25 protein-coding genes are annotated in these 21,324 nt (G+C 62.6%); 15 read left to right on the top strand and 10 right to left on the bottom strand.

Annotation, left to right across the window (positions count from 1 at the left end):
* Positions 1 to 56: 56 nt before the first annotated feature.
* Positions 57 to 365, top strand: coding sequence for a hypothetical protein (locus JHL16_RS07475; RefSeq protein ID WP_200184250.1), 309 nt, complete (start codon positions 57 to 59; stop codon positions 363 to 365).
* Between the two features lie 44 nt (positions 366 to 409).
* Here JHL16_RS07475 and JHL16_RS07470 read toward each other — a convergent pair whose 3' ends face one another.
* From JHL16_RS07470 to gcvA, 3 genes are all read right to left on the bottom strand, one after another.
* Positions 410 to 2,599 carry a TonB-dependent hemoglobin/transferrin/lactoferrin family receptor gene (locus tag JHL16_RS07470; RefSeq protein ID WP_200184249.1) on the bottom strand — a complete coding sequence of 730 codons (2,190 nt, stop codon included), beginning with the start codon at positions 2,597 to 2,599 and terminating at the stop codon, positions 410 to 412.
* A gap of 168 nt (positions 2,600 to 2,767) precedes the next feature.
* Positions 2,768 to 3,700, bottom strand: coding sequence for a dimethylarginine dimethylaminohydrolase family protein (locus tag JHL16_RS07465; RefSeq protein ID WP_200184248.1), 933 nt, complete (start codon positions 3,698 to 3,700; stop codon positions 2,768 to 2,770).
* Positions 3,701 to 3,773: 73 nt separating this feature from the next.
* On the bottom strand, positions 3,774 to 4,682 hold the full coding sequence (gene gcvA / locus JHL16_RS07460) for a transcriptional regulator GcvA (protein WP_200184247.1): 909 nt from the start codon (positions 4,680 to 4,682) through the stop codon (positions 3,774 to 3,776).
* Positions 4,683 to 5,083: 401 nt separating this feature from the next.
* Between gcvA and JHL16_RS07455 the strand changes: the two genes are divergently transcribed.
* Entirely contained in the window at positions 5,084 to 5,269 is a 186-nt protein-coding gene (locus JHL16_RS07455) for a hypothetical protein (RefSeq protein ID WP_137855299.1), read from the top strand.
* Here the strand turns inward: JHL16_RS07455 and JHL16_RS07450 are convergent, their stop codons facing one another.
* The 3 genes from JHL16_RS07450 to JHL16_RS07440 are packed head-to-tail and all read right to left on the bottom strand — an operon-like array spanning position 5,270 to position 7,145.
* Positions 5,270 to 5,827 carry a thioredoxin family protein gene (locus tag JHL16_RS07450; protein WP_200184246.1) on the bottom strand — a complete coding sequence of 186 codons (558 nt, stop codon included), beginning with the start codon at positions 5,825 to 5,827 and terminating at the stop codon, positions 5,270 to 5,272.
* A gap of 29 nt (positions 5,828 to 5,856) precedes the next feature.
* The gene (locus JHL16_RS07445; RefSeq protein WP_200184245.1) at positions 5,857 to 6,417 is read right to left on the bottom strand and encodes a GNAT family N-acetyltransferase; all 561 of its coding nucleotides are present in this window, start codon (positions 6,415 to 6,417) and stop codon (positions 5,857 to 5,859) included.
* Positions 6,414 to 7,145 carry a glutamine amidotransferase-related protein gene (locus JHL16_RS07440; protein WP_200184244.1) on the bottom strand — a complete coding sequence of 244 codons (732 nt, stop codon included), beginning with the start codon at positions 7,143 to 7,145 and terminating at the stop codon, positions 6,414 to 6,416. Before JHL16_RS07440 ends, JHL16_RS07445 begins: the two co-directional genes overlap by 4 nt.
* Positions 7,146 to 7,310: 165 nt before the next feature.
* Here JHL16_RS07440 and JHL16_RS07435 point away from each other — a divergent pair, with 165 nt between their 5' ends.
* Positions 7,311 to 7,487, top strand: coding sequence for a YjiS-like domain-containing protein (locus JHL16_RS07435; protein WP_200184243.1), 177 nt, complete (start codon positions 7,311 to 7,313; stop codon positions 7,485 to 7,487).
* A gap of 338 nt (positions 7,488 to 7,825) precedes the next feature.
* Here the strand turns inward: JHL16_RS07435 and JHL16_RS07430 are convergent, their stop codons facing one another.
* The 3 genes from JHL16_RS07430 to parE all read right to left on the bottom strand — a co-directional run bounded on the left by JHL16_RS07430 (position 7,826) and on the right by parE (position 10,543).
* On the bottom strand, positions 7,826 to 8,053 hold the full coding sequence (locus JHL16_RS07430; protein ID WP_200184242.1) for a KTSC domain-containing protein: 228 nt from the start codon (positions 8,051 to 8,053) through the stop codon (positions 7,826 to 7,828).
* A 12-nt stretch (positions 8,054 to 8,065) separates the two neighbouring features.
* The gene (locus tag JHL16_RS07425; RefSeq protein ID WP_200184241.1) at positions 8,066 to 8,395 is read right to left on the bottom strand and encodes a DUF2934 domain-containing protein; all 330 of its coding nucleotides are present in this window, start codon (positions 8,393 to 8,395) and stop codon (positions 8,066 to 8,068) included.
* Between the two features lie 120 nt (positions 8,396 to 8,515).
* Positions 8,516 to 10,543: a DNA topoisomerase IV subunit B gene (gene parE, locus JHL16_RS07420; protein WP_200184240.1), complete on the bottom strand. Its 2,028-nt coding sequence runs from the start codon at positions 10,541 to 10,543 to the stop codon at positions 8,516 to 8,518.
* A gap of 181 nt (positions 10,544 to 10,724) precedes the next feature.
* Between parE and JHL16_RS07415 the strand changes: the two genes are divergently transcribed.
* The 6 genes from JHL16_RS07415 (at position 10,725) to JHL16_RS07390 (ending at position 17,442) form a co-directional block, all read left to right on the top strand.
* Positions 10,725 to 11,783, top strand: a complete 1,059-nt coding sequence (locus JHL16_RS07415) for an alkene reductase (RefSeq protein WP_200184239.1) — start codon at positions 10,725 to 10,727, stop codon at positions 11,781 to 11,783.
* Positions 11,784 to 11,834: 51 nt separating this feature from the next.
* Positions 11,835 to 13,136 (top strand): alpha/beta hydrolase, encoded by a 1,302-nt coding sequence (locus JHL16_RS07410; protein ID WP_200184238.1) that lies wholly within the window; start codon positions 11,835 to 11,837, stop codon positions 13,134 to 13,136.
* A 102-nt stretch (positions 13,137 to 13,238) separates the two neighbouring features.
* Entirely contained in the window at positions 13,239 to 14,987 is a 1,749-nt protein-coding gene (locus JHL16_RS07405) for an alkaline phosphatase (protein ID WP_200184237.1), read from the top strand.
* A gap of 171 nt (positions 14,988 to 15,158) precedes the next feature.
* Positions 15,159 to 15,599, top strand: coding sequence for a hypothetical protein (locus JHL16_RS07400; RefSeq protein WP_200184236.1), 441 nt, complete (start codon positions 15,159 to 15,161; stop codon positions 15,597 to 15,599).
* A 5-nt stretch (positions 15,600 to 15,604) separates the two neighbouring features.
* Positions 15,605 to 16,291 (top strand): ABC transporter ATP-binding protein, encoded by a 687-nt coding sequence (locus tag JHL16_RS07395; protein WP_200184235.1) that lies wholly within the window; start codon positions 15,605 to 15,607, stop codon positions 16,289 to 16,291.
* The gene (locus tag JHL16_RS07390) at positions 16,288 to 17,442 is read left to right on the top strand and encodes an FtsX-like permease family protein (protein ID WP_200184234.1); all 1,155 of its coding nucleotides are present in this window, start codon (positions 16,288 to 16,290) and stop codon (positions 17,440 to 17,442) included. Before JHL16_RS07395 ends, JHL16_RS07390 begins: the two co-directional genes overlap by 4 nt.
* On the opposite strand, the gene JHL16_RS07385 is transcribed toward JHL16_RS07390, so the two are convergent.
* Positions 17,432 to 17,683, bottom strand: coding sequence for a hypothetical protein (locus JHL16_RS07385; protein WP_200184233.1), 252 nt, complete (start codon positions 17,681 to 17,683; stop codon positions 17,432 to 17,434). The genes JHL16_RS07390 and JHL16_RS07385 overlap by 11 nt on opposite strands.
* Before the next feature lie 310 nt (positions 17,684 to 17,993).
* On the opposite strand from JHL16_RS07385, the gene JHL16_RS07380 reads away from it, so the two are divergent.
* The 6 genes from JHL16_RS07380 to JHL16_RS07355 are packed head-to-tail and all read left to right on the top strand — an operon-like array spanning position 17,994 to position 21,318.
* Entirely contained in the window at positions 17,994 to 18,284 is a 291-nt protein-coding gene (locus JHL16_RS07380) for a hypothetical protein (RefSeq protein WP_200184232.1), read from the top strand.
* Positions 18,285 to 18,295: 11 nt separating this feature from the next.
* Entirely contained in the window at positions 18,296 to 18,676 is a 381-nt protein-coding gene (locus JHL16_RS07375; RefSeq protein WP_200184231.1) for a hypothetical protein, read from the top strand.
* A 9-nt stretch (positions 18,677 to 18,685) separates the two neighbouring features.
* The gene (locus tag JHL16_RS07370; protein ID WP_200184230.1) at positions 18,686 to 18,847 is read left to right on the top strand and encodes a hypothetical protein; all 162 of its coding nucleotides are present in this window, start codon (positions 18,686 to 18,688) and stop codon (positions 18,845 to 18,847) included.
* Between the two features lie 9 nt (positions 18,848 to 18,856).
* On the top strand, positions 18,857 to 20,266 hold the full coding sequence (locus JHL16_RS07365; RefSeq protein ID WP_200184229.1) for an APC family permease: 1,410 nt from the start codon (positions 18,857 to 18,859) through the stop codon (positions 20,264 to 20,266).
* A gap of 57 nt (positions 20,267 to 20,323) precedes the next feature.
* The gene (locus JHL16_RS07360) at positions 20,324 to 21,010 is read left to right on the top strand and encodes a hypothetical protein (RefSeq protein ID WP_200184228.1); all 687 of its coding nucleotides are present in this window, start codon (positions 20,324 to 20,326) and stop codon (positions 21,008 to 21,010) included.
* A complete protein-coding gene (locus JHL16_RS07355; protein ID WP_246770826.1) occupies positions 20,992 to 21,318 on the top strand; it encodes a hypothetical protein in 327 nt (108 codons plus the stop codon). The genes JHL16_RS07360 and JHL16_RS07355 overlap by 19 nt, the downstream gene beginning before the upstream one ends.
* The last annotated feature ends 6 nt before the right edge of the window (positions 21,319 to 21,324 follow it).

Genomic DNA, 21,324 nt, shown 5'->3' with positions numbered 1-21,324 from the left:
GGCATGGACACGGCAGGTTCGGCCGCTAATATGCTTGCATGCGATCACGAAATTCATTGCGATTCAGCCTGTCGGTTCTGGCGTTTGCTCTGCTGTCCGACCCACTCCTAGCAAAGCAGGCACTGCCGCCGCAAATCACCCAGGCGATCAAGTCCTGGCAGCAATGCGCGGCCGCCGCCTACAAGGCGCAACGGCAAGTGATGTCCGACAAGAATGAGGCGGCGGAAGCGAGCTTCGCCGCGTGCCAGGCGCAATATGACACGGTGGTGGCGCGGGCCGGCGAGAACGGCCTGAAGGCGGCCGATGTCCGTCAGGCGCTGGATAAAAGCAAGCTGGCCCTCAAGAAGCAGATGACCGCCCCTTAAGGATAAGGAGCGGTCATCCAAGGGAGAGACCCCGTGTGGTCTTGTCAGCCGCCGAAGCGGTAGGTGGCCGAAATCTTCGCGTTGAAGCCGGGCTCGTAGAAATCGCCGACGCCCACCGCCTCGTTCAGGTAGTTGGTGTATTTCTGGTCGAAGATGTTTTCGAGCCTGAGATCGAGACGAAAATCATCCGTCACCGCATAGCCGGCGAAGACATTGACCAGCGCATAGTCGGAAATGGAGTATTTGATCTCGTCATCGGGAGCGGGCGTATCCTCATTGAGCCGCTCGCGATTGGATTTGAAGTAATATTGCAGCTCGCCGCCGACGACCGCCCGGCTCTCGAGGAAGCGCACCCCCGAAAAGGCGCTGACATTGCTCTGCGGCGCGGTGAGGAGTTCGTTGTCGTCCTCCTTGTTCACGCTGTCGAGATAGGTGCCGGAGAGCCCCGCGAAGAACCGGCCGTTGTCGTATGTCGCCTCGAATTCGAAGCCCTTGAGCACGACCTTGTCAAAGTTCTGGTACTGGTAGCAGATGGGAATGACGCCTGGGCCCGGCACGAAGGTGCAGCCCGGATCCGGATTGGGCGGAAAAGGCGAGAGCGACGTCAGGCCAATGTAATCATTGATCGTGTTGTGGAACGCTGCCGCCTTGATGCGCAAGCCGTCTTCCGGTGTGAAGAGGCCATCGCGCTTGTAGTTGATTCCCGCTTCGAAGAGATGCGCGGTTTCCGGCGTCAGATCGGGGTTGGGCAGGAACGGAAAGGACACGCCGGCGGGATGCATGCCGGTCATCAGCGTTTCGATGACGCTCGGCGAGCGATACCCCTCGGCATAGGTGCCATAGACCTGGAGCCCATTGAACCCGGTGGACTCAAAGGGCTTCACACCCACGGTGATGCGCGGCGACAGCCGGTTGTCATCGCTTTCGATCTCGCCGTCGTCGCTTTCGAGCTTGTAGGAGTCGTAGCGCAGGCCGCCGATCACTTCGAGCCAGTTGGAATATTCGAGCTTGTCCTGGACGAAGGCGCCCCACACCTCGCGGTTGCCGGAGGGGCTGTAGACGAAGGCGCCGCCCAGAGGATCTTCCACATTCACATCGTCGTCGAACCAGTCGCCGCCAACCGTGAATGTGTGCTTCAGCGCCCCGGTATCGAAGCGCGAGACGTTGTTGACGTCGACGCCCGTCGTGGTCAGGTCGAAATTCCGTTCACTGCCTTTCGGCACCGGAATCCAGCCGCCGCCATTCTGATTCCAGCGTACGCCGTCCCGTAAGGAGGTCTGATCCATCTTCGTATCGTTGACATAGCCGCTCAGGGTGAGATCGATCCAGTCATTGCCGGGCGTGAAGCGGTACTTGCCGGTGAAGACGTTCTCCTTGAGATCGGTCTCCTGCGGCATCGAGGTCGAAGGCTCGCGCCAATTATTGTTGTTTCCGATCCAGCCGAGCGTGATCTCGTGGCCGTCGGCCGGGCGGATGACGCTCTTGGCGAGCCCGGCATTGACCTCGTAATTCGAGTCGTCGACGGTATTGCCGTCGCCGCCTTTGTAATCATCGCGTTCGCGATAGGTGAAGTTGCCGAGCAGGTCGAAGGCCTCGACCGGCTTGATGGCGCCGGTCACGCTGGTGAGGAATCCGTCACCATTGGTTTCATAGCCGCCCTTGACCGAGCCGCCGAACTGCTCGCCCTCGCGCAGGAAATCGCTGGCCGACTTGGTCTCGAAGACGACGACGCCGCCAATGGCGCCCGAGCCGTAGATATTGGCGACCGGTCCACGGACCACCGTCACCTGCTTGAGCAGTTCCGGCTCGATCCACATGGAGCTGGCGCTGCCATGATCGTTGCGGGCGAAATTGTTGCGGGCGCCGTCGGTGATCATGGCGACGCGGCCGAAATCCTGGAGGCCGCGGATGTTGATGCTGGTGCCGAGGCCGGTGCGGTCCTGAGTGCCGGCGGTCGAGACGCCTGGCACGCCGGTGAGCACCTGCCTGATGTCGGAGGCCTGCTTCTGCTGGAGGCGTTCGCCACCGACGACGCTGGTGGAAGTCAGTGAGTTGATCACTTCCTCGTCGAATTTGGAGGCAACGACCGTGATCAGATCCAGAAGACCGCCACTGTCGCCGGCTTCCTGGGCAGCTTGCTGCTGCGGCTGTTCCTGGCCTTGCGCCGGAACCGTCAATGCGAAACTCGCGGCTGTCGCCAACAGCCAAAGCCGCAGATATGCGGAATGTCCCATGAGACCCCTCTCCCCTGTACCCTTGAAAATGCTGGCTACTGGACGTTGAGAGGTCGTTTGCTGGCCGCCGGACTCCCGTCCGGCGGCTGTTAACTAATGGTATCCGACTAATTCAGTCAAGAATTATCTAACTGATTGCGAATTAACCCGGAATTGCATCCGAAGCGATCATGCAGCTTCCCGGCGCAGCGGCTGGCACATGCAGTGGACGCCACCGCCGGCCTGGGTGAACATGGTCATGTCGGGATCATAGACCGTGAAGCCCGCGGCGCGCATCTTGCCGTTGAGCTCGGTTGCGCCTGCCGTCGACAGCACCCGGTCATTACCCAGCGCCACCACGTTGCAGCCGAGCGCCATGGTTTCCTTGAAGCTCGCCGGGATGATCTCGATCTTCTTCGATTTGAGCCACTGGACGATGTCGTCCTCGGTCGTCTCGAGGCAGACGGCGGCGCAATGCTCGTTGAGCATGCACACCATCAGATCGATATGGACATAGAACTGGTCGATCGGGGCGTATTTGATCTCCCAGCCCTCTTTAAGGAACCATTCCGAGACCTGGCGGGCTGCCACTTCCTCGGAGCGGTGATCAGTATAACCGACCAGCGCCACACCGGGCTTGATGATGTTGAAGTCGCCGCCTTCGAAATTGCCGGCGCTCACCATGTCGTAGATCGGGATGCCGCGCTCGAGATAGAAACGCAGCACCGCCGCATATTCGCCGCGCCGGCGCGGATTGGCGAGCTGGCAGACAACGGCGCCGTAGGGCGACATGAAAGAGGAATCGCGCGCATAGACCTGATAGGGATTGGTCATGTCGACGGGCAGGAAATGGCAGGTGACACCGGCCGACTCATAGGCGTCGATCATCTCGCGGTGCTGGCGCATGGCGGCCTGCTTGTCGAACTTGTAGCCCTTCCGCAACGTGTCGCGCACCAGCGACGACCATTGGGCATTTTCGAGGCCCATCCAGCGGAAGCTTTCGGCCGGGCCTAAAAGGACGTCCTTGAGGGGACCGGTCTCCGACTTCAGATACCAGTCGGTCATCAACGGCGTGCCGCCGCCTTCTTTGCGGGCGCGCAAGGGTGTGTTGTTCTGGGTCATGCCTGTCTCCGTTATTTTCTGGCCCAGCATTCGTTCAGCCGGTCCTTCGGAACAAGAGAGTAATCCTCCCCCCTCAGTGAATATTCCTCACAAAGCTCACCATCTCGGCCTGTAGCCAGTCGGCGAAGAGCCGGGCCGCAGGCGAGGTCACCGAGGGCTCGATAAGAAAATAGGCGGCCAGCCCCTCGACCGATTGCTCGAAAGGCCGCACCAGCCGCCCGGCCGCCAGATCGGCGCCGGTGGTGATCATGTCACCGAGGCAGAGCCCCAGGCCTTCGCGGGCGGCCGCCAGGATATGGGCGAAGTCCTCGAAATAGATGGTGTTGGGGGCCTCCGCATCGCGCAGGCCGGCATGATCGAGCCAGCGTTTCCAGTTCTCCCCCGCCGGATCGTCGAGCAGCAGTGTGTGAAAGGCGAGGTCGCCCAGCGTCGCCAGTCCCGGCGGCTCGTTGAGCAGGCTCGGGCTGCAGACCGGGAAATAGCGGACATGGGCGAGCAGCCGGACCGTGCAGTCGCGCCACACCGGCTTGCCGAACCGCACCGCCAGATCGACATCCTTATCGAGCGCGTCTTCAGGCCGGTCGGAGGCAAGGAGCTGCAGCCGCAAGGCCGGCGCCTGCTTGCGGAACTGGGCCAATCTCGGAATCAGCCAGTTGGCGCCAAAGGCCGGCGGAACCGAGAGGCGCAGCTCGCCCTCGACCGCGGCGCCGTCGAGCCGGGCGATCGCATAGCCAAGTTGATCCAACGCGGTGTTCGAGGCGGCGAGCAGCTTGCGGCCGCGCTCGGTCAGGACCAGCCGGTTGCCGGCGCGCTCGAACAGCGGAAAGCCCAGATGGTCCTCGAGATTGCCGATCTGCTTGGAGACTGCGCCATGGGTCACCGACAGCTCTTCGGCGGCCTTGCCGAGATGCAGATGCCGGGCCGCCGCCTCGAAGGCGCGGATGGCGTTGAGCGGCGGCAGGTGACGCTTGCGGATCTTCATGGCCTTTGAAGTTTTCTCACAACCAACCGGACAGGGAAAGCCGGAACACTTTTTGTACTCTCCCGTTCCTAGATCACGATCACTTCAGGTCGGTTCGACCTGAAGTGATAAACGTGATCGGAATCTTAAGCTTAGCGCGTGATCGGACGGAAAACCGGGATCCACTTTTCCTGATCACGCGCTAATGTGGGTTTCCGCACCGCCACGCGAAGCGCTTGAGATTATTCTCCCTTTTGTCATTTCAGGCTGAGATGGCCGGAAATGACGTTGATGCCGAGTTACGTGCTGGGGGAGTACGCGTCAGGAATGAACGGCAGCTAACGACACCATTCAGGCTTCCTTCTGCCACGCGGCTCTAATCTTGCACCAAGTTCGATGCATATGATTGTTGGGAGACATCCATGAACGCCGTCGTCATTCCGTTCCCGAAGCGCGCTGCCCACGAGGCGCTGTTTCATGCTTCGGTTGCGCACGGCCCCGCCAAGATCATCATCTTCCCGGGCGTGCGTTATGACCGGATCCCTGAAACCGAGGACCTATTCGCCATCGCCACGGCGCCGCTCAAAAAGCCGTCGAACCGGAAATAGCTACCAGTTGCCGGGTTTCCACTTGATGGAGCAGCCCATTGCGGAAATCTGGTCGCGCGGCCCCTCACCCGTCCGGGCGACCTCCATCATCGCTTCATAAAGATCGCGCCTGGCGCCCGGCACCGCCTCCTTGCGCGATTCATCGAGCCTGCCGCGATATTGCAGCCCGTCCCGGCCGTCAAAGCCGAAGAAATCGGGCGTGCAGACGGCGCCATAGTCCCGCGCCACCTTCTGGCTTTCATCATGGAGATAGGGAAACGGAAAGCCGTTCTTGGCGGCGAAGAGCTTCATATTGGCGAAGGAATCTTCCGGATACTCAGCCGCATCGTTGGAGCAGATCGCCGCCACGCCGAAACCCGCCTTCTGCAGATCCTTGGCGTCGCGCACCAGTCTGGCGGTGATCGCAATCACGTAAGGACAATGATTGCAGATGAAGACGAGCACAGTCCCCTTCTCACCGCGCAGATCGCCAAGGCCATAAATCCGCCCGTCGGTCGCCGGCAGGCGGAAGTCGCGCGCCTTCCAGCCGAAATCGCAGATCGGGGGCGTCGAAGCCATAAGACCGCTCTTAGTGTTATTTAATAAGCTTAATAAGCAGCGTCGAAATAATCTTCCGCCGCCATGGCGAAGAATTCAACTGCTTCGAAGCGCCCATGGCCCGCCGGATAGTCCGGATGCGAGCGCTCATGCTTGAGACCTATACGACGGGCGAGCTTCAAGGATGCGGTATTGGACGCCATCACCTTGGCCCACACCCTCGCCGCCCCGACGCGTTCGACCGCAAGGCCGACCAGCGCACGGCCGATCTCGGTGCCGTAGCCCTTGCCCCAGAGAGCCGGCGCCACGCCCCAGCCGATCTCGGCGAGCCCGCCGCGGCCCAGAATGATGAAACCGTCGCCGACCGCCAAGCCGCGCGATTTGTCCTCGGCCGCCAGATGGAAGACATGCCGGCGCTCGTCGCCCTGGCGCGCCACCTGGCGGGTGACGAAATTCTTGACGTCGTCCTCGTTGCGCAGGCGCATGGCGATGTGGCGCTGATAGGCGCTCTGCGTCATGAAATGCGCCAAAGCCTTCCAGTCGCCGGCTTCGATCTCGCGCAGGACGAGGGATCGCGTGTCTACCGCGGGAAGTATGGTGGCAATCGTCATTCTGCCGCCTCGTATTTCATTTGCCGTCCGCTCATCCAGCCGTCGAGGAATTGGTGGAACCAGTCGCCGAGCACCTTGTCATAGAGGAGATTATCCGCGAGCTGGCGATCGGGGGGATGCGCTCCCTTCATGGTCTGCTTGTTCGCCGGCCGGCGGCCGATCCAGCGCGACAGACCATGGCGGCTCGTCTCTGGATGGAACTGAAAGCCGTAAGCGGTCGGGCCATAGCGGAAGGCCTGCTCGGGGAAATCGGCCGTGCCAGCGAGCTTCACCGCACCCTTGGGTGTGCCGTACCAGCCATGCCAATGCGACTGCAGAACCTTCATGCCCGCCCCGAAGAGCGCCTTGCCCGCATCGGTCGGCACAAGGTCGTAATAGCCATATTCGGCCTGGCCGCCCGGATGTCCGGTGACGGTCTCGCCCAGCGTATGGGCGAGCAGCTGGCCGCCGAGGCAAAGGCCCAGCACCGGCGTCTCGCGCTTCAACGCCTGGTCGAGGAGGCGCATCTCGTCTTTCAGGTAAGGGAACCTGTCCTGCTGGTCGACATCCTGGGCACCGCCATAGACAATGACGCCCGCCGTCCGTTCGTCGAGCTCCGGGAGTTTTTCGCCAGCCGCCGGGCAGACCCAATTCAGGACATAACCCTGGCGTTTCGCCCAGGCTGAGGCCCGGTCGTCCATCTCATCGCGGTCGTGCACGATGAGGAGCATTTCCTGCGAATCTGCCATGGCGCTCAGTTTAGCCGTCCAGGCCCGAGCTTGAAAGTCTCAGGCGCCCGCCATCCCCAAATCCGCAAGTTAAACGGCAGATGAACGACCCGTTCAGGGTGGGTTGCGCCAGCCCCTGCTAGAACCCCCATCACTGAGTTCCAAGTGCTTCAGGAGGCCACTCAAATGACCCTCGACACCGCCCGCGGCATTCTTCTTGCACCGCCCGGACTGTTCACGCGTGTGCGTATCCATTTGGCGCAGCGTGATGCCAGACGGCGCCTGCGGGACCTCGATGATCACCTGCTGCGCGACATCGGCATCTCGCGGGCCGACATAGAAATCCGAAGGTTCGTGAAGTAGTTCACAGCTGACGGACGGCGAGACGGGGGCGGTTCTACGGCGAACCGCCTTCGTTCGTTTTGGGGAGACGCGATGAAGCCCCTTCATATGATCGTGATAAGCCTGGTCGTTGGTGGGCTGGCCCTGGTCCTTTTCACGAGTAAAGATCCTGATCCGCCGATCTCCCACGCACCACGTCTGGCAATCAAGCCCGTCAAAGCACCCCTTCCTTCCAGCCTGGGGCGCGACCTCTGCGGCCTCGACTGCGGCGGCCTGTTCAGGATTAGACCGACGACCGCCGTTATTCGGAAGGTACGGATCGATTCCCGTACCGGAACAATCCTCGGCGCGCCGTAGGCTCACGCCGCGTGACGTCTCGACCCCTCCACCGAAATATGCGCGAAGTCGTAACGGTCGCGGATATGGCTGTTGAAAAAACGGCCCTTCGACGTCGCCTTGCGGAAGGCCTCATAGGCCCGCGCCGGCACATCATAGTAACGATAGCGCCGCCCTGACTCGCGAAACCAGATATCGAGCGCGCCGGTCTCCGGGTCGAATTCGATGCGGCTGATCGCGGTCGAAGGCATCGGATCTCACCGCTACATGGCGCGGCGCCTGGCCGGTTTGCGGCTCAAGCTCGGACGATGCTTCTTGGGGATCTTCTGATCACCCTGGTCGGTCGTCATCGGGAACTCGCCCTGATTCTCGAGGATACTCGCCTCCTCCACCGGCTCGCCCCAGGGCCCGGGATTATTGTAGCCCTCCCCGACGCCTGCCTTGCCCTCTTCGGGATCGGTTTCGAGTGCCAGCAGCTCGCGCGCCTTCTCCCAATGCTCGGTGGATTTTCCTTGCGGCTGGCCCTCCTCGAGCCAGAGGCGGTACGCGCGCTCACGAATACGGTCTTCGGGAATCGGATGCGGTCTGGTCATGGGCAGCTCCTCACCGGCATCGTCTGCCGATACAGATTAACCGCCGGAACCTCGTTGAGGTTCCAGCAGGGCTCCCATCTCTGTTCTATATAGCTGGATTCGCCGGGACTGACAGCCGGCTCAGATATCCAGCCCCTCGTCGGTGACGAATTCGGCGCGGCCGGAGATGAACTTGAAGCGCTCCTCCGGCTTGTTGCCCATCAGCTGCTCGACCACCTTGGCGGTCGTCGCCTTCTCGTCGCCCAGGATATTGACCCGGAGCAGCGCGCGCTTGTTCGGGTCCATCGTCGTCTCCTTCAACTGGCTGGGCAGCATCTCGCCCAGGCCTTTGAAGCGGGAGATCTCGACCTTGCCGCGGCCGGAGAAATCGCCCTTCAGCAATTCGTCCTTGTGCTGATCGTTGCGCGCATAAGCGGTCTTCGACCCTTGCGCCAGCTTGTAGAGCGGCGGCACGCCCAGATAGAGATGGCCCTCATCGATCAGCTGCGGCATCTGGCGGTAAAAGAAGGTGATCAGCAGCGAGGCGATATGGGCGCCGTCGACATCGGCGTCGGTCATGATGATCACCTTGTCGTAGCGCAGATCATCCTCGCGATAGCTCGCCCCCGTGCCGCAGCCCAAAGCCTGCATCAGGTCGGAGAGCTGCTGGTTCTGGGCGAGCTTGTCCTTGCCGGCGCTTGCCACGTTGAGGATCTTTCCGCGCAAGGGCAGCACGGCTTGCGTGGCGCGGTTGCGCGCCTGCTTGGCGGAGCCGCCGGCCGAGTCGCCCTCGACGATGAACAGCTCGGAGCCATCGGCGGCCGTCGATGAGCAGTCGGCGAGCTTGCCCGGAAGGCGCAGCTTGCGCAAAGCCGTCTTGCGGCCGACTTCTTTTTCCTGGCGCCGGCGCAGGCGCTCCTCGGCGCGGTCGGCGATCCAGTTCAGCAGCTTGTCGGCCTGGGCCGGATGGCCGGTGAGCCAGTGGTCGAAATGATCGCGCACCGCGGCCTCGACGATGCGCGCCGCTTCCTGGGTGGCGAGCCGGTCCTTGGTCTGGCCCTGGAATTCGGGCTCACGGATGAAGACCGAGAGCAACGCGCCGGACGACGCCATGACGTCGTCGCCGGTCACAGCACCAGCGCGCTTGTTGCCGGCGAGCTCGGCATAATTCTTGAGCGAGCGCAGCAAAGCGGCGCGCAGGCCCTGCTCATGGGTGCCACCATCGGGTGTCGGGATGGTGTTGCAATAGGACGAGATGAAGCCGTCATCGCCGCCGAACCACGCCACCGCCCATTCGACCGAACCATGGCCACCGGGTTTCGTCACCTTGCCGGCGAAGATGTCGTCGACGACACGGGTATTGCCTTCGAGGCGTTCCTCGAGGAAGTCCTTGAGGCCGCCGGGAAAATGCAGCGTGGCCTTTTCCGGCGTCTCCTTGTCCTTGATATGGGACGGATCGCAGGACCAGCGGATCTCGACGCCGCCGAAGAGATAGGCCTTGGAGCGCGCCATGCGGAACAGGCGGGCGCCTGAAAATTCGATCGTCTTGCCGAAGATCTGCGGGTCGGGCCGGAAGCGCACAGTGGTACCGCGCCGGTTCGCCACCTTGCCGAGCTTCTCGAGCTTGGTCACCGGTTTGCCGCGCTTGTAGCTCTGGCGATAGAGCTGCTGGCCCTTCGCCACCTCGACGACGAGGTCTTCCGACAGCGCGTTCACCACCGAGACGCCGACGCCGTGCAGACCGCCTGAGGTCTCATAGACCTTGGAGTCGAATTTACCGCCGGCATGCAGCGTCGTCATGATGACTTCGAGGGCCGATTTGTCCTTGAACTTCGGATGCGGGTCGACCGGAATGCCGCGGCCATTGTCGGTGACGGACAGCCAGCCGTCCTTGTCGTAGTCGACATCGATCCAGGACGCGTGGCCCGCCACCGCCTCGTCCATGGCGTTGTCGATCACCTCGGCGAAGAGATGATGCAGAGCCTTCTCGTCCGTGCCGCCAATATACATGCCAGGCCGGCGGCGCACCGGTTCGAGCCCCTCGAGCACCTCGATATCGGCAGCGGTATAGCTGTCCTCGCCGTTCTTCGGCTTCGCGGCGCGCGCCTTGGCAGGCTCGGGCGCCAACTCGGCGGCATCAAAGAGGTCTTTCCCATTATTCTTGGCCATCGGTATTCCAGTCGAATCAGTGCTTTCGGGGGTTGAATCTAACTACCCCAGTTCCGGAGGCGGGTAAAAGCCGACAGAAGCGGCGGAAGAATGGCTGCCCTGTCGCAAACGTCACTTCACATTACGCCTGTGTCTGCGCTTAAATATGGGCTTCCCGCCCCATAAAAGCGAAGATCATGAAATGCCTGGACTTTTCGATCCGCTCAAACTCGGTCCGCTGACCCTGCCGAACCGCATCCTGATGGCGCCCCTGACCCGCAGCCGGGCCGGGTCGGCGCGCATTCCCAATCCGCTGATGGCCCAATATTACGCGCAGCGTGCTTCCGCCGGCCTCATTCTCAGCGAGGCGACCAGCGTGACGCCCATGGGCGTCGGTTATGCCGACACGCCGGGCATCTGGTCGAAAGAGCAGACGGACGCCTGGCGGCTCGTGACCAAGGCCGTCCATGAGGCCGGCGGTCGTATCTTCCTGCAGCTCTGGCATGTCGGGCGCATCTCCGATCCCATCTTCCTCGATGGCGCCCTTCCGGTGGCGCCGAGCGCCATCCAGCCGGCGGGAACCGTCAGCCTGGTGCGGCCGAAGCGTCCCTATGTGACACCGCGCGCGCTCGAGCGCCATGAGATCGCCGATGTCATCGCCGCCTATCGCAAGGGCGCGGAGAACGCCCAAAGGGCCGGCTTCGACGGTGTCGAGCTTCATGGCGCCAATGGCTATCTGCTCGACCAGTTCCTGCAGGACAAGACCAACAAGCGCGACGACGACTATGGCGGCCCTATCGAGAACCGGGCCCGCCTGATGCTCGAGGCGACCGATGCGGCGATCTCGGTCTGGGGCGCCGACCGCGTCGGCCTGCATCTCAATCTCAGGCGCAACTCGCACGACATCGACGACACGACGCCGGAAGCGACCTTCACTTATGTCGCGCGCGAGGTCGGGCGGCGCAACCTCGCTTTCATCATCGCGCGCGAGTCGCTCGCCGAACCGCGCCTTGGACCGAAAGTGAAACAGGCCTTCGGCGGCATCTATATCGCCAACCAGGATTTCACCTACGAGGTGGCGGAGCACGTCGTGGCGGAGGGTGAAGCCGATGCGGTGGCTTTCGGGCGCCTGTTCATCGCCAATCCCGACCTCCCCGCCCGTTTCGCCGGCAAAGCAGCGCTGAACGCGCCCAATGACACAACCTTCTACACGCCCGGGGCGGAGGGCTATACGGACTATCCGTTTCTGAGCGCCGATTGACCGGAACGAGTGCCTCGCGCAGGATGTACCCCGGTTGATCGGGGACATCACATGATACGGCAGCTCATCCGGCTGGTCATCGTCGTGGCGGGCGCCAAACTCCTCGCGCTGGCGTCAGCACCCGCTTATGCCATCGATCCGCAAGCTGGTCTCGACGCCGAGGTGATCTATCGCACCGAATATCCCGGCCTCAAACGCCACAAGGCCATGGCCATCGGACCCGGCGGCGTGTGGGGCAACAGCTACGGGTATGGGAGCGCCGCCGAAGCGGAAAAAAACGCCATCAAGACATGCCGTGCCGCTCTCAGACCAAAATCCTGGGGCAAGTCGGCGACCTGCAAGCTTCTCGCCCGCGGCAACAAATTCGTCTGGAGCACCCCTTTCATGGGGGCCTCGTTCGACAAGGCTCTGCCGCTGCCGGACGTGCCGCTCAGGGGCGCGGTTCGCTTCTGGCCCAAGGATCCCAAACTGAAGGGAATCGTCCTGGCGTTGCATGGGTGCAGCGGGCCCGGCAACGGTGTCGATGCTTTCGTCGACTCATGGTTTCGCTTCTTTCAGGCGCGCGGTTTCCTGGTGATCTATCCGTCGAGCTTCGACGAGCAACGCCCGCCGTCATATTGCGGATGGATCGCGCCGGAAAACTATCGGGCATTCACCGAGGCCGTCAAATTCCGGGCCGCGCAGACGCGGCGCACGATTGCCGAGCTGCGCAAATCTCATCCAGACCTTCCCCTGTACATATGGGCCCATTCGGAAGGTGGCTATGTGGCGCAAGTTCTCGACACCAAGCTGTCGGGCATCATCATCGTCGGGACGGTCTGCGGGATCAGCCGTCCGGGAGCCATGCTGGTGCCGAGATCGGTTCCAATCCTGCATGTCTACGGGGAGCTCGACGACAAGGTCATAGACGGCACCAAGACCATGACCCGAAAATACGTCGATAAGCTTTGCGGCCCACGCTATCGCGGCAAGGGCAGAAGCTGGGTCATCGCCGACGACGCCGATCACCTGACGTCGATCTGGCGGCAAAATGTGATCGACGCGGTAAGCCGGATGATCGGGCAGAAATCCTTCGGCCTTGCCGAGAGCAAGGAACCACTCTCCCTGGAAGGTGAAGCGCGCGTCGCTTACGAAAAGAGCTATCTGCATATCGGCAAGACAGCCTTCGCCATCGGTCCCGGCGGAGCTTATTGCATCGCCGCCTCCTGGTCCAATACCGAGGACACGAAGCAGGACGCGCTCTATCAATGTGCGCGCGCGGTGGACTTCATATCGCAAGACGCTCCCTATCCGCCCGGCGGCAGGCAGCCCTGCCGTCTCTATGCGATCGGCATCAAGCCCGTCACCCCTTGAGGGCTCCAGTCACAGTCCTGTTTACAACCTCCGATCTTTATCAAGCTGTCATGTTCGGGTCCTAGCCCAGGGACGTCCCAGTCTCTCTCATGGAGCATGCGCATGCGCAGATTTCTCGCCACGCTGGCGGCCACGACCTTCCTCACCGGCGCCGCCATGGCGGCAACGGTCTATCCGATCGACCGTGCGACCATCCTCGCCGGCTCGCCTTTCGATTTCAAAGTGGAGTTTGCCGGCGTGGTGAAGCCGGAGGACGTCAAGGTCACCGTCAACGGCCAGGACTACAAAGCCATCTTCGGCAAGGAACCCGTCTTCACCGAGAAGGAAGAGAAGGCCGACGCCTCGGCGGTGATCATCCGCGGCGTCACCATCGCCGAGCCCGGCAGCTACACGATCGAGGCCACCGCCGGCAGCGACACGAAGAAAGTCGTGTGGGACGTCTATGGCACGACCGCCGCGCCGAAAGCCAAGAACATCATCTTCCTCCTGGGCGACGGCCTTTCCGTCGCGCATCGCACCGGTGCCCGTATCATGTCGAAGGGCGTCACCGAGGGCAAAGCCAATGGCAGGCTCAATATGGACGAGCTCGACCGCATGGCTTTCATCGGCACCTCGTCGGTCGACTCGATCGCCGTCGACAGCGCCAACTCGATGTCGGCCTATATGACCGGACACAAGGGCTCGGTCAACGCGCTCGGCGTCTATGCCGATCGCACGCCCGCGACCCTCGATGATCCGCGCGTCGAAACCATCGCCGAGGCGCTGCGCCGTCAGACCAAGAAATCGATCGGCGTCGTCTCGACCGCCGAGATCGAGGACGCGACCCCTGCCGCCGTCGTCTCCCATACGCGCCGGCGCGCCGACAAGGCCGATATCGTCGAGATGTTCTACGGCGTGAAGCCGGACGTCATCCTGGGCGGCGGCTCGGCCTATTTCCTGCCGCAGGCGACCGCCGGCTCCAAGCGCAAGGACGACAAGGACTATATCCAGCTCTTCAAGGATGCGGGCTATGCGCTCGCCACCGACAAGACCGAGCTGGCGACCGCCGCGGCGTCGAACCAGCCGAACCTGCTCGGGCTCTTCCACACCGGCAACATGGACACGACGCTCGACCGCGAATTTCTCAAGAAGGGCACGGTGGAGAAATTCCCCAATCAGCCGGGCCTGGTCGAGATGACCAAGACCGCCCTTGAGCGGCTGTCGAAGAATCCGGAAGGCTTCTTCCTGATGGTCGAAGGCGCCTCGATCGACAAGATGTCTCACCCGCTCGACTGGGACCGCGCCGTCATCGAGACGATCGAGTTCGACAAGGCGGTGGGCATCGCGCGTGAGTTCGCCGCCAAGAATCCCGACACGCTCATCATCGCGACCGGCGATCACACCCATGGCTTCTCGATCATCGGCACGATCGACGACGACAAGCCCGGCACCGACATGCGCGAAAAGGTCGGTACCTATGACAAGGCCGGCTACCCCAACTACAAGGACGAGAATGGCGACGGCTATCCCGACCGCGTCGATGTGACGAAGCGGCTGGCGATGTTCGCCAACAACTTCCCCGATTATTACGAGACCTTCCGCCCCCATCTCGACGGCCCCTTCGTGCCGGCGGTCCAGGACGAGAACAAGCATTACATCGCCAACGCCGCCTATAAGGACGTGCCCGGCGCGGTGCTGCGCACCGGCAACCTGCCCAAGGACGGCGACAGCGGCGTCCACGCCGTGGACGACATCGTGCTCCAGGCGCAGGGCCCGGGCTCGGAAGCCTTCAAGGGTTATATGGAAGAGAGCGACGTCTATCGCGTGCTCGCCGATGTCTTCGCGCTCGGCAAGCAGCAGCTCGGCAATTGATCCATCGGATCCCCTCTCCCCCCACGGGGGAGAGGGTTAGGGTGAGGGGGAACCGGCGGAGAAGATTGGTCACGATTGAAGAAAATGATGTCGGTCGGTTCCCCCTCACCCTCCCATTGCTGCGCAATGGGTCCCTCCCTCTCCCCCGTTGGGGGCGAGGGTATTCCTCGTATGAAGTCGTTCAGTCGGCGCGGCTTTCTTGGCCTCATTGCGTTCGTAGCGTTTCACTCGCCCGCCCGCGCCGCGACGCAGCTCGCTTTCGATGAGCTCTATGAGGCGCAGAGCGTGCTCGGGCTCAAATTCACCGAGAAGGTGAAGGCGCTCTCGGGCGCCAACGTCACCATGCGCGGCTTCATGGCCCCTCCCCTCAAGGCGGAGGCGAAGTTCTTCGTGTTCACCGAAATCCCGATGGCGCTCTGCCCCTTCTGCTCGTCGGATGCCGACTGGCCGGACAATATCGTCGTCGTCTATCTCGACGAGAAGCAGACCTTCGTGCAGGCCAATGCGCCGATCGATGTAGAAGGCACGCTCGAATACGGCTCGTGGACCGATCCCGAGACCGGCTTCGTGAGCCTCTTACGCCTGCGCCACGCGCAATTCGGTTTGGCCTGAGCGCGATGCTGGCGCTGACCCTCGACCAGGTGCGGGTGTCCTATCCAGGACTCGAAACGCCCGTGCTCGATATTCGCAGCCTCGCCATCGCGGCCGAGGAATGCGTCGCCGTCACCGGCCCGTCGGGCTCCGGCAAGACGACGCTCGTCAACATCATCACCGGCCTGGCGCGGCCCGATCAGGGCCGCGTGTTGTGGGGCGCGGAAGATATCGCGGCGCTTCCCGAAGCCCGGCGGGATCGCTGGCGCGCCGAGACGGTCGGTCTCGTGATGCAGGATTTCCATCTCTTCGAAGGCCTGTCCGCGCTCGACAATGTGCTGCTGCCGGCACGCCTGCGCCGCGCCGCCGGCCGCGACACCGTCGATCACGCCCATGCGCTGCTCGCACGGGTGGGCATCAAACGCGCCAATCAGTCGACCGCCACCCTGTCGCGGGGCGAGATGCAGCGTGTCGCGGTGGCGCGCGCCTTGCTGCGCCGGCCAAAAGTGCTCATCGCCGATGAGCCGACGGCGAGCCTCGATCCTGGCCATGGCGCCGAGGTCGCGGAGCTGCTCCTGTCGCTGGCGCGCGAAAGCGGCGCCACCCTGATCGCCGTGTCGCATGACGAGCGGCTCATCAAACGCATGGACCGCAGCCTGGCGCTCAGCGCCGGACGCCTTGCCAACGCGGCCTTTGCCGGGCTCGCGGCATGATCCGCTTCATCCTCGCCGATCTCAAACGCCTGTGGGCGGCCTCCCTCGTCATCATCCTCCTGGTGGCGCTCGCCTCGGCGCTCGGCGTCGGCATCACACTGCAGGAACGCGCGCTCCGCCTCGGCAGCGCCCGGGCCGCCGACAAGTTCGATCTCGTCATCGGCGCCGCCGGCAGCGAGACGCAGCTCGTGCTTTCTTCCGTCTTCCTGCAGCCGGCGCCCTTGCCGCTGCTTCCCGGCGACGTCCTGCCGAAGCTCAAACAGGATCCCCGCGTCACCTTCGCGGCGCCGATCGGCTTCGGCGATTCCTTCAAGACCTATCCGGTCGTCGGCTCGACGCCTGATCTGATCAACGCCTTGAACAATGGCGCGGCCCCCGAAGGCGGCACGCCGGCCGGCGAACATGACGCCGTCATCGGCAGCGCCGTGGATCTGACGATCGGCCAGTCCTTCGAGCCGATGCATGGCGCGGCGGGCGATGCCGGTCATGTCCATACCGAGTTCACCTATCAGGTCGTGGGCCGGCTCATGCCAACCGGCACCGCCTGGGACCGCGCCATCATCGTGCCGATCGAGGCGGTGTGGGAGATCCATGGGCTTCACGCGGAAGAAAAACCGCCCGGCGTGCCGGCCATCCTGGTCAAACCGAAAACGATCGCCGACGCCTATAAGCTCCGCGGTGAATATCGCGGTGATCAGACCGTGGCGGTGTTTCCCGGCGAAGTGCTGACCAGGCTCTATGCGACGCTCGGCGATGCGCGCCAGGTGATGAGCATCATCGCCCTCGCCGCGCAGGCGCTCGTCGCCGCGGCCATCGCCCTCATCGCCATCGCCCATGTGGCGCAACGGCGCCGCCAGATCGGCGCGCTGCGCGCCTTCGGGGCGCCCAGGAGCGCCGTCTTCGGCATCGTGTGGATCGAGCTTCTGGCCTTGATGGGAACCGGCATCGGGCTCGGCTTCCTGGTGGGTTGGGCCGCGGTGCGCCTCATCTCCGACCAGTTGACCCGGCAGAACGGTGTCGTCCTGCCGGTCGAGTTCCAGGGCGGCGACCTGGGGCTCGCTTTACTGCTCCTGGTCGCCGCGGCGGCGATCGCCGCCATCCCCGCTTCGCTCGCCTATCGCCAGCCGGCGGTGGCGGCTCTCAGATCCTGACGATATTCACGCCGATGCCGGCGAGAAGGCGCGAGGCCATGCCGCCCGACTGCGGCACGCGGGCCGGGTCGAAGGGCTCCGGCAGATTGTGACCGAGGCTCGAAATCATGCGCTCCGTCTCATGCGGAAGGCTCGCCTGCATCTCGACGAAAAGCTTCTCGGTGCGGGTCGCCGCAATGCCGATGGCCACGAGGAGGCCAAGGGTGACCTGGAGATTCTTGCGGGCGAAAAGGCGAGTCATAAGCACGATTCCTCTGAGCGAGTGGTGATTGTCGCCAGAGGATGCGCCTTTGCCCCTGTATGGAGCCTGAGAGCCGCGTTTATCTGCCGTTCAGCTTCAAACCATTGGAATTGCTTGTTTTTGAACTCTGCCCGGCCGGTATTGTGCAATGCCGCAACCGCAGGACGTGGTGGGAAAGCTCCTCTCCCGTCTTGACTTTGGCCCCGGGCCGTATTTTCCTGTGAGAAAATAAAATTGCCCCGTAAGCAACTTAACAAGGGGCGGCGCGGCTTGCGGGGAAAACGCAGCGCCCGATGGGAAGGAAACAAAAATGTCGGACCTCAATCAGAGGATTGAGGCCATGTACCGTAGCGATCGCCGCGGTGCCTGGCTCCTCATAGCGCTCCTATGGATCGCCATCCTCTTCGTCCTGTTCATGACCTGGCCGCATATTCCTGACGCAACCATTCGCATCGTCGTGCTGATCGGCGCCGCCGCCATCCTCGTCTTCAACACCGCCGCCATCGCGGCCATGGTGAAGCACTATGCCGAGGACAAGGAGTTCATCTACGGCCTCGACATCAAACATCTCGACGCCATGCGCAAGCAAGGCCGGATGTAAGGGAGGGCAAAATGGCAAAATACACACCACCCGAACAAGACAAGGCGCTGCAATTCGTCGATGTCGGCTTCCTGATCCTGGCGATCTTCGGCGCTTTGTGGCTGCCGCTGCAACTCGGTCTCGCCGGCGCCGCCAAGGCGATCGACAAGATCGAGAACCCGACCTGGGAATTGCTCGGCCAGAACGCCACCATGGTGTCGATCTGGGAGAAGCTCGGCTACACGCCGGCGACCGCCCATGACATCATCCAGAACCGCTTCCACTACAATATCGACTGGCTGACCTTAGTCCTCATGGCGGCAGTCCTCATCGGCTACTACGTCTTTCTCTTCTGGGCCTCCGACAAGGAATACCGCGAAGTGATCGCCGAAAAATTCGGCGACGGGAAATAGGAGCGCGCCATGTGGTTCACAATCTCATACATCGCCTGGGCTATCTCGGCCGCGCTTGCGCTGTGGATGCTCTATGATTGGTTCAAGACGGATACGACCTACAGCGAGGATCAATTGACCTCCTCGCGCGAAGGGGAAATCGAAGCCGTCAGCGAAAAGCACAAGGTTTGAGAGGCAGCCATGTCACAAGCAGCTCAAGCCACCGCAACCCAAGCCGCCGGCAACGGACAGCGCATATCGCTTCTGCGCGTGCTCGGTCCTGCCCATGTCTGGGCGCTCGGCGTCGGCATCGTTCTCGTCGGCGAATATACTGGCTGGAACTTCGCTGCCGACAAGGGCGGCGCGCTTGCCGCCCTCATCACCTGCTGGTTCGTAGGTATTCTCTACACTTCCGTCGCCATGATCGATTCCGAGGTGACCTCGACGGTCGCTGCGGCCGGCGGTCAATATGCCCAGGCCAAGCACATTGTCGGGCCCCTCATGGCCTTCAATGTCGCCCTCTTCCTGGTCTTCGCCTATACGATGCTGGAAGTCTCGGATGCGATCCTCGCACGCGACACCATCGTCGCCTTCGCGGCGACGGAAGGTTTCCATGGCGACAGCTTCATCGCACTCGTCATCGTGGTCTTAGCGTGGCTCAATTATCGCGGCGTGCTGATGACGCTCAATGTGAACTTCATCATCACCGCGATAGCCTATGTCGCCATCGTCGTCCTGTTCTTTTCGGTGCAGCCGTGGAGCCAGGGTGTCGTGCTCAAGCTCAATGAGCTGGTGACGCCGCAGAACGCGCTGCCTTATGGCTGGATCGGCGTCATCGCCGCCTTCCAATTTGCCATCTGGTACTATCTAGGCATCGAAGGCACGACACAGGCGGCCGAGGAAGTGCGCTCCCCGTCCCGCGCTTTGCCCTATGGCACGATGGCCGGCATCATAACACTGCTGATCGCCGCGGCGCTGACATGGTATGTCTGCGCGAGCCTCCTGCCATGGGAATATCTCGGCATCACGGTCTATCCCCTGTGGGACGCGGCCAAGATGACGGGAAGTCCGTTCCTCGAATTCCTGCTGTTCGTCGGAACGATCCTCGCCGCCGTGGCCTCGGCCAATGGCTGCATCAACGATGCGGCCCGGGCCTGGTTCTCGCTCGGCCGTGACCGCTATCTGCCGACCTGGTTCTCGGCGGTCCATCCCAAATACCGGACGCCTTACAGGTCCATTCTCTTCCTGCTGCCGATCGCGCTGGCCTTCGCCTTCATTGCCGACATCAATCAGGCGATCACCTTCTCGATCCTGTCGGGCGTGCTGCAATACACCTTCATGAGCATCAACATCGTGATGTTCCGCAACAAATGGCCGCTGGGCACGATCCGGCGCGGATATACCCATCCGTTCCACCCGATCCCGGCGATCTGCCTGTTCCTTCTCTGCGCCATCACCTTCTTCGCAATCTTCCTCGGCTATGGCTCGCAGTTGATCGCGATGGTGATCTTCTACGTCATCGTGTCGATCTGGTTCCACTTCTACCGCTACCGCTATGTGCGGCGCGGCGACCAGTTCACGATGCCCTGGCCGAAGCCGAAAGGCTATTGAGCGAGGTGATGCAATCACTCTCTATGGCCCGCCGCTTCGGCGGGCCATAATCATTCAATGCTGCAAACCATCATCACCATACTGGGCATCGCCGCCGCGATCGGACTCGCCATCCGCTTCGCGCTGAAGCTCATGGCGGCTCTGCGCAAGAAGCGCCAGGCGCCCGACGATTTCTTCGCCAGAGTAAAGCCCCTCCTCGCGGACGCGCGCTACGAAGGCGAAGGCCTCCCCGGCTATCCGCAGCTCGTCGGCAAATATCAGGGCCACGGGGTCAGGCTCCACCCGGTGGTCGACACGCTCGCCATCCGCAAGCTGCCCTCGATCTGGCTGCTGGCGACGATCGCCGAGCCCTTGCCGCTCACCGCCACCTTCGATCTCATGATGCGGGCGGCCGGCCCCACGACCTTCTCCAATTTCGACCATTTGCCGGTGACGCTCGAAGGGCTGCCCGACTTGCCGCTATATGCCGTGGTGCGCACCGATGACCCCGAGCATGTGCTGCCCTACCATGTCGTGGCCCCGCATCTCGGCATATTCCAGGCTCCCATGGCCAAGGAGCTCCTGATCACGCCCAAGGGCTGCCGCCTCGTCTGGCAGCTCGCCGAGGCCGACCGCGTGCGGTATGGCGTCTTCCGCCAGGCCGAATTCGGTGAGGTCACGCTCGATCCCGATCTGGTGCGCGACCTGCTCGACCATCTCCTCTCGCTCCGGAAATCCATCCTCGAATGGTCCAGCCCATCATGACCGATACGCCGCAAAAGCCGCTCAACCCTTATGCCATACTGGCGCTCGCCATCGCGCTGCCGGGCTCGGGCCACGTCTTCTCGGGCGTCCCCGCCCGCGGCCTGCAATTCCTGTTTTTCATGATCATCATCGGCTGGGCGACCTCGAAGGTGGCCCCCGATCAGGCGAGCTTCATCGGCCGCTATGCCGGTGGCTTCTTCATCTATGCGCTGTCCATCATCGACGCCTACAAGATCGCGCGGGTCAAATGGGAAACCTGGCGCTACGCCGTCCAGGAGAAGGACAAAGGCGATACTGAGCCACGGTAGATGCCG

It is taken from the genome of Taklimakanibacter albus (genome assembly GCF_016595235.1).
Taxonomy (GTDB): Bacteria; Pseudomonadota; Alphaproteobacteria; order Rhizobiales; family Aestuariivirgaceae; genus Taklimakanibacter; species Taklimakanibacter albus.
The sequence above is the reverse complement of the archived record's forward strand: the minus strand, read 5'-3'. Positions and strand labels throughout refer to the sequence as shown.

Bases quoted from the DNA above. Each gene is read 5' to 3' on its own strand.
- JHL16_RS07470 (WP_200184249.1), bottom strand. From the start codon at position 2,599: ATGGGACATTCCGCATATCTGCGGCTTTGGCTGTTGGCGACAGCCGCG.
- JHL16_RS07465 (WP_200184248.1), bottom strand. From the start codon at position 3,700: ATGACCCAGAACAACACACCCTTGCGCGCCCGCAAAGAAGGCGGCGGC.
- gcvA (WP_200184247.1), bottom strand. From the start codon at position 4,682: ATGAAGATCCGCAAGCGTCACCTGCCGCCGCTCAACGCCATCCGCGCC.
- JHL16_RS07455 (WP_137855299.1), top strand. From the start codon at position 5,084: ATGAACGCCGTCGTCATTCCGTTCCCGAAGCGCGCTGCCCACGAGGCG.
- JHL16_RS07450 (WP_200184246.1), bottom strand. From the start codon at position 5,827: ATGGCTTCGACGCCCCCGATCTGCGATTTCGGCTGGAAGGCGCGCGAC.
- JHL16_RS07445 (WP_200184245.1), bottom strand. From the start codon at position 6,417: ATGACGATTGCCACCATACTTCCCGCGGTAGACACGCGATCCCTCGTC.
- JHL16_RS07440 (WP_200184244.1), bottom strand. From the start codon at position 7,145: ATGGCAGATTCGCAGGAAATGCTCCTCATCGTGCACGACCGCGATGAG.
- JHL16_RS07435 (WP_200184243.1), top strand. From the start codon at position 7,311: ATGACCCTCGACACCGCCCGCGGCATTCTTCTTGCACCGCCCGGACTG.
- JHL16_RS07430 (WP_200184242.1), bottom strand. From the start codon at position 8,053: ATGCCTTCGACCGCGATCAGCCGCATCGAATTCGACCCGGAGACCGGC.
- JHL16_RS07425 (WP_200184241.1), bottom strand. From the start codon at position 8,395: ATGACCAGACCGCATCCGATTCCCGAAGACCGTATTCGTGAGCGCGCG.
- parE (WP_200184240.1), bottom strand. From the start codon at position 10,543: ATGGCCAAGAATAATGGGAAAGACCTCTTTGATGCCGCCGAGTTGGCG.
- JHL16_RS07415 (WP_200184239.1), top strand. From the start codon at position 10,725: ATGCCTGGACTTTTCGATCCGCTCAAACTCGGTCCGCTGACCCTGCCG.
- JHL16_RS07410 (WP_200184238.1), top strand. From the start codon at position 11,835: ATGATACGGCAGCTCATCCGGCTGGTCATCGTCGTGGCGGGCGCCAAA.
- JHL16_RS07405 (WP_200184237.1), top strand. From the start codon at position 13,239: ATGCGCAGATTTCTCGCCACGCTGGCGGCCACGACCTTCCTCACCGGC.
- JHL16_RS07400 (WP_200184236.1), top strand. From the start codon at position 15,159: ATGAAGTCGTTCAGTCGGCGCGGCTTTCTTGGCCTCATTGCGTTCGTA.
- JHL16_RS07395 (WP_200184235.1), top strand. From the start codon at position 15,605: ATGCTGGCGCTGACCCTCGACCAGGTGCGGGTGTCCTATCCAGGACTC.
- JHL16_RS07390 (WP_200184234.1), top strand. From the start codon at position 16,288: ATGATCCGCTTCATCCTCGCCGATCTCAAACGCCTGTGGGCGGCCTCC.
- JHL16_RS07385 (WP_200184233.1), bottom strand. From the start codon at position 17,683: ATGACTCGCCTTTTCGCCCGCAAGAATCTCCAGGTCACCCTTGGCCTC.
- JHL16_RS07380 (WP_200184232.1), top strand. From the start codon at position 17,994: ATGTCGGACCTCAATCAGAGGATTGAGGCCATGTACCGTAGCGATCGC.
- JHL16_RS07375 (WP_200184231.1), top strand. From the start codon at position 18,296: ATGGCAAAATACACACCACCCGAACAAGACAAGGCGCTGCAATTCGTC.
- JHL16_RS07370 (WP_200184230.1), top strand. From the start codon at position 18,686: ATGTGGTTCACAATCTCATACATCGCCTGGGCTATCTCGGCCGCGCTT.
- JHL16_RS07365 (WP_200184229.1), top strand. From the start codon at position 18,857: ATGTCACAAGCAGCTCAAGCCACCGCAACCCAAGCCGCCGGCAACGGA.
- JHL16_RS07360 (WP_200184228.1), top strand. From the start codon at position 20,324: ATGCTGCAAACCATCATCACCATACTGGGCATCGCCGCCGCGATCGGA.
- JHL16_RS07355 (WP_246770826.1), top strand. From the start codon at position 20,992: ATGGTCCAGCCCATCATGACCGATACGCCGCAAAAGCCGCTCAACCCT.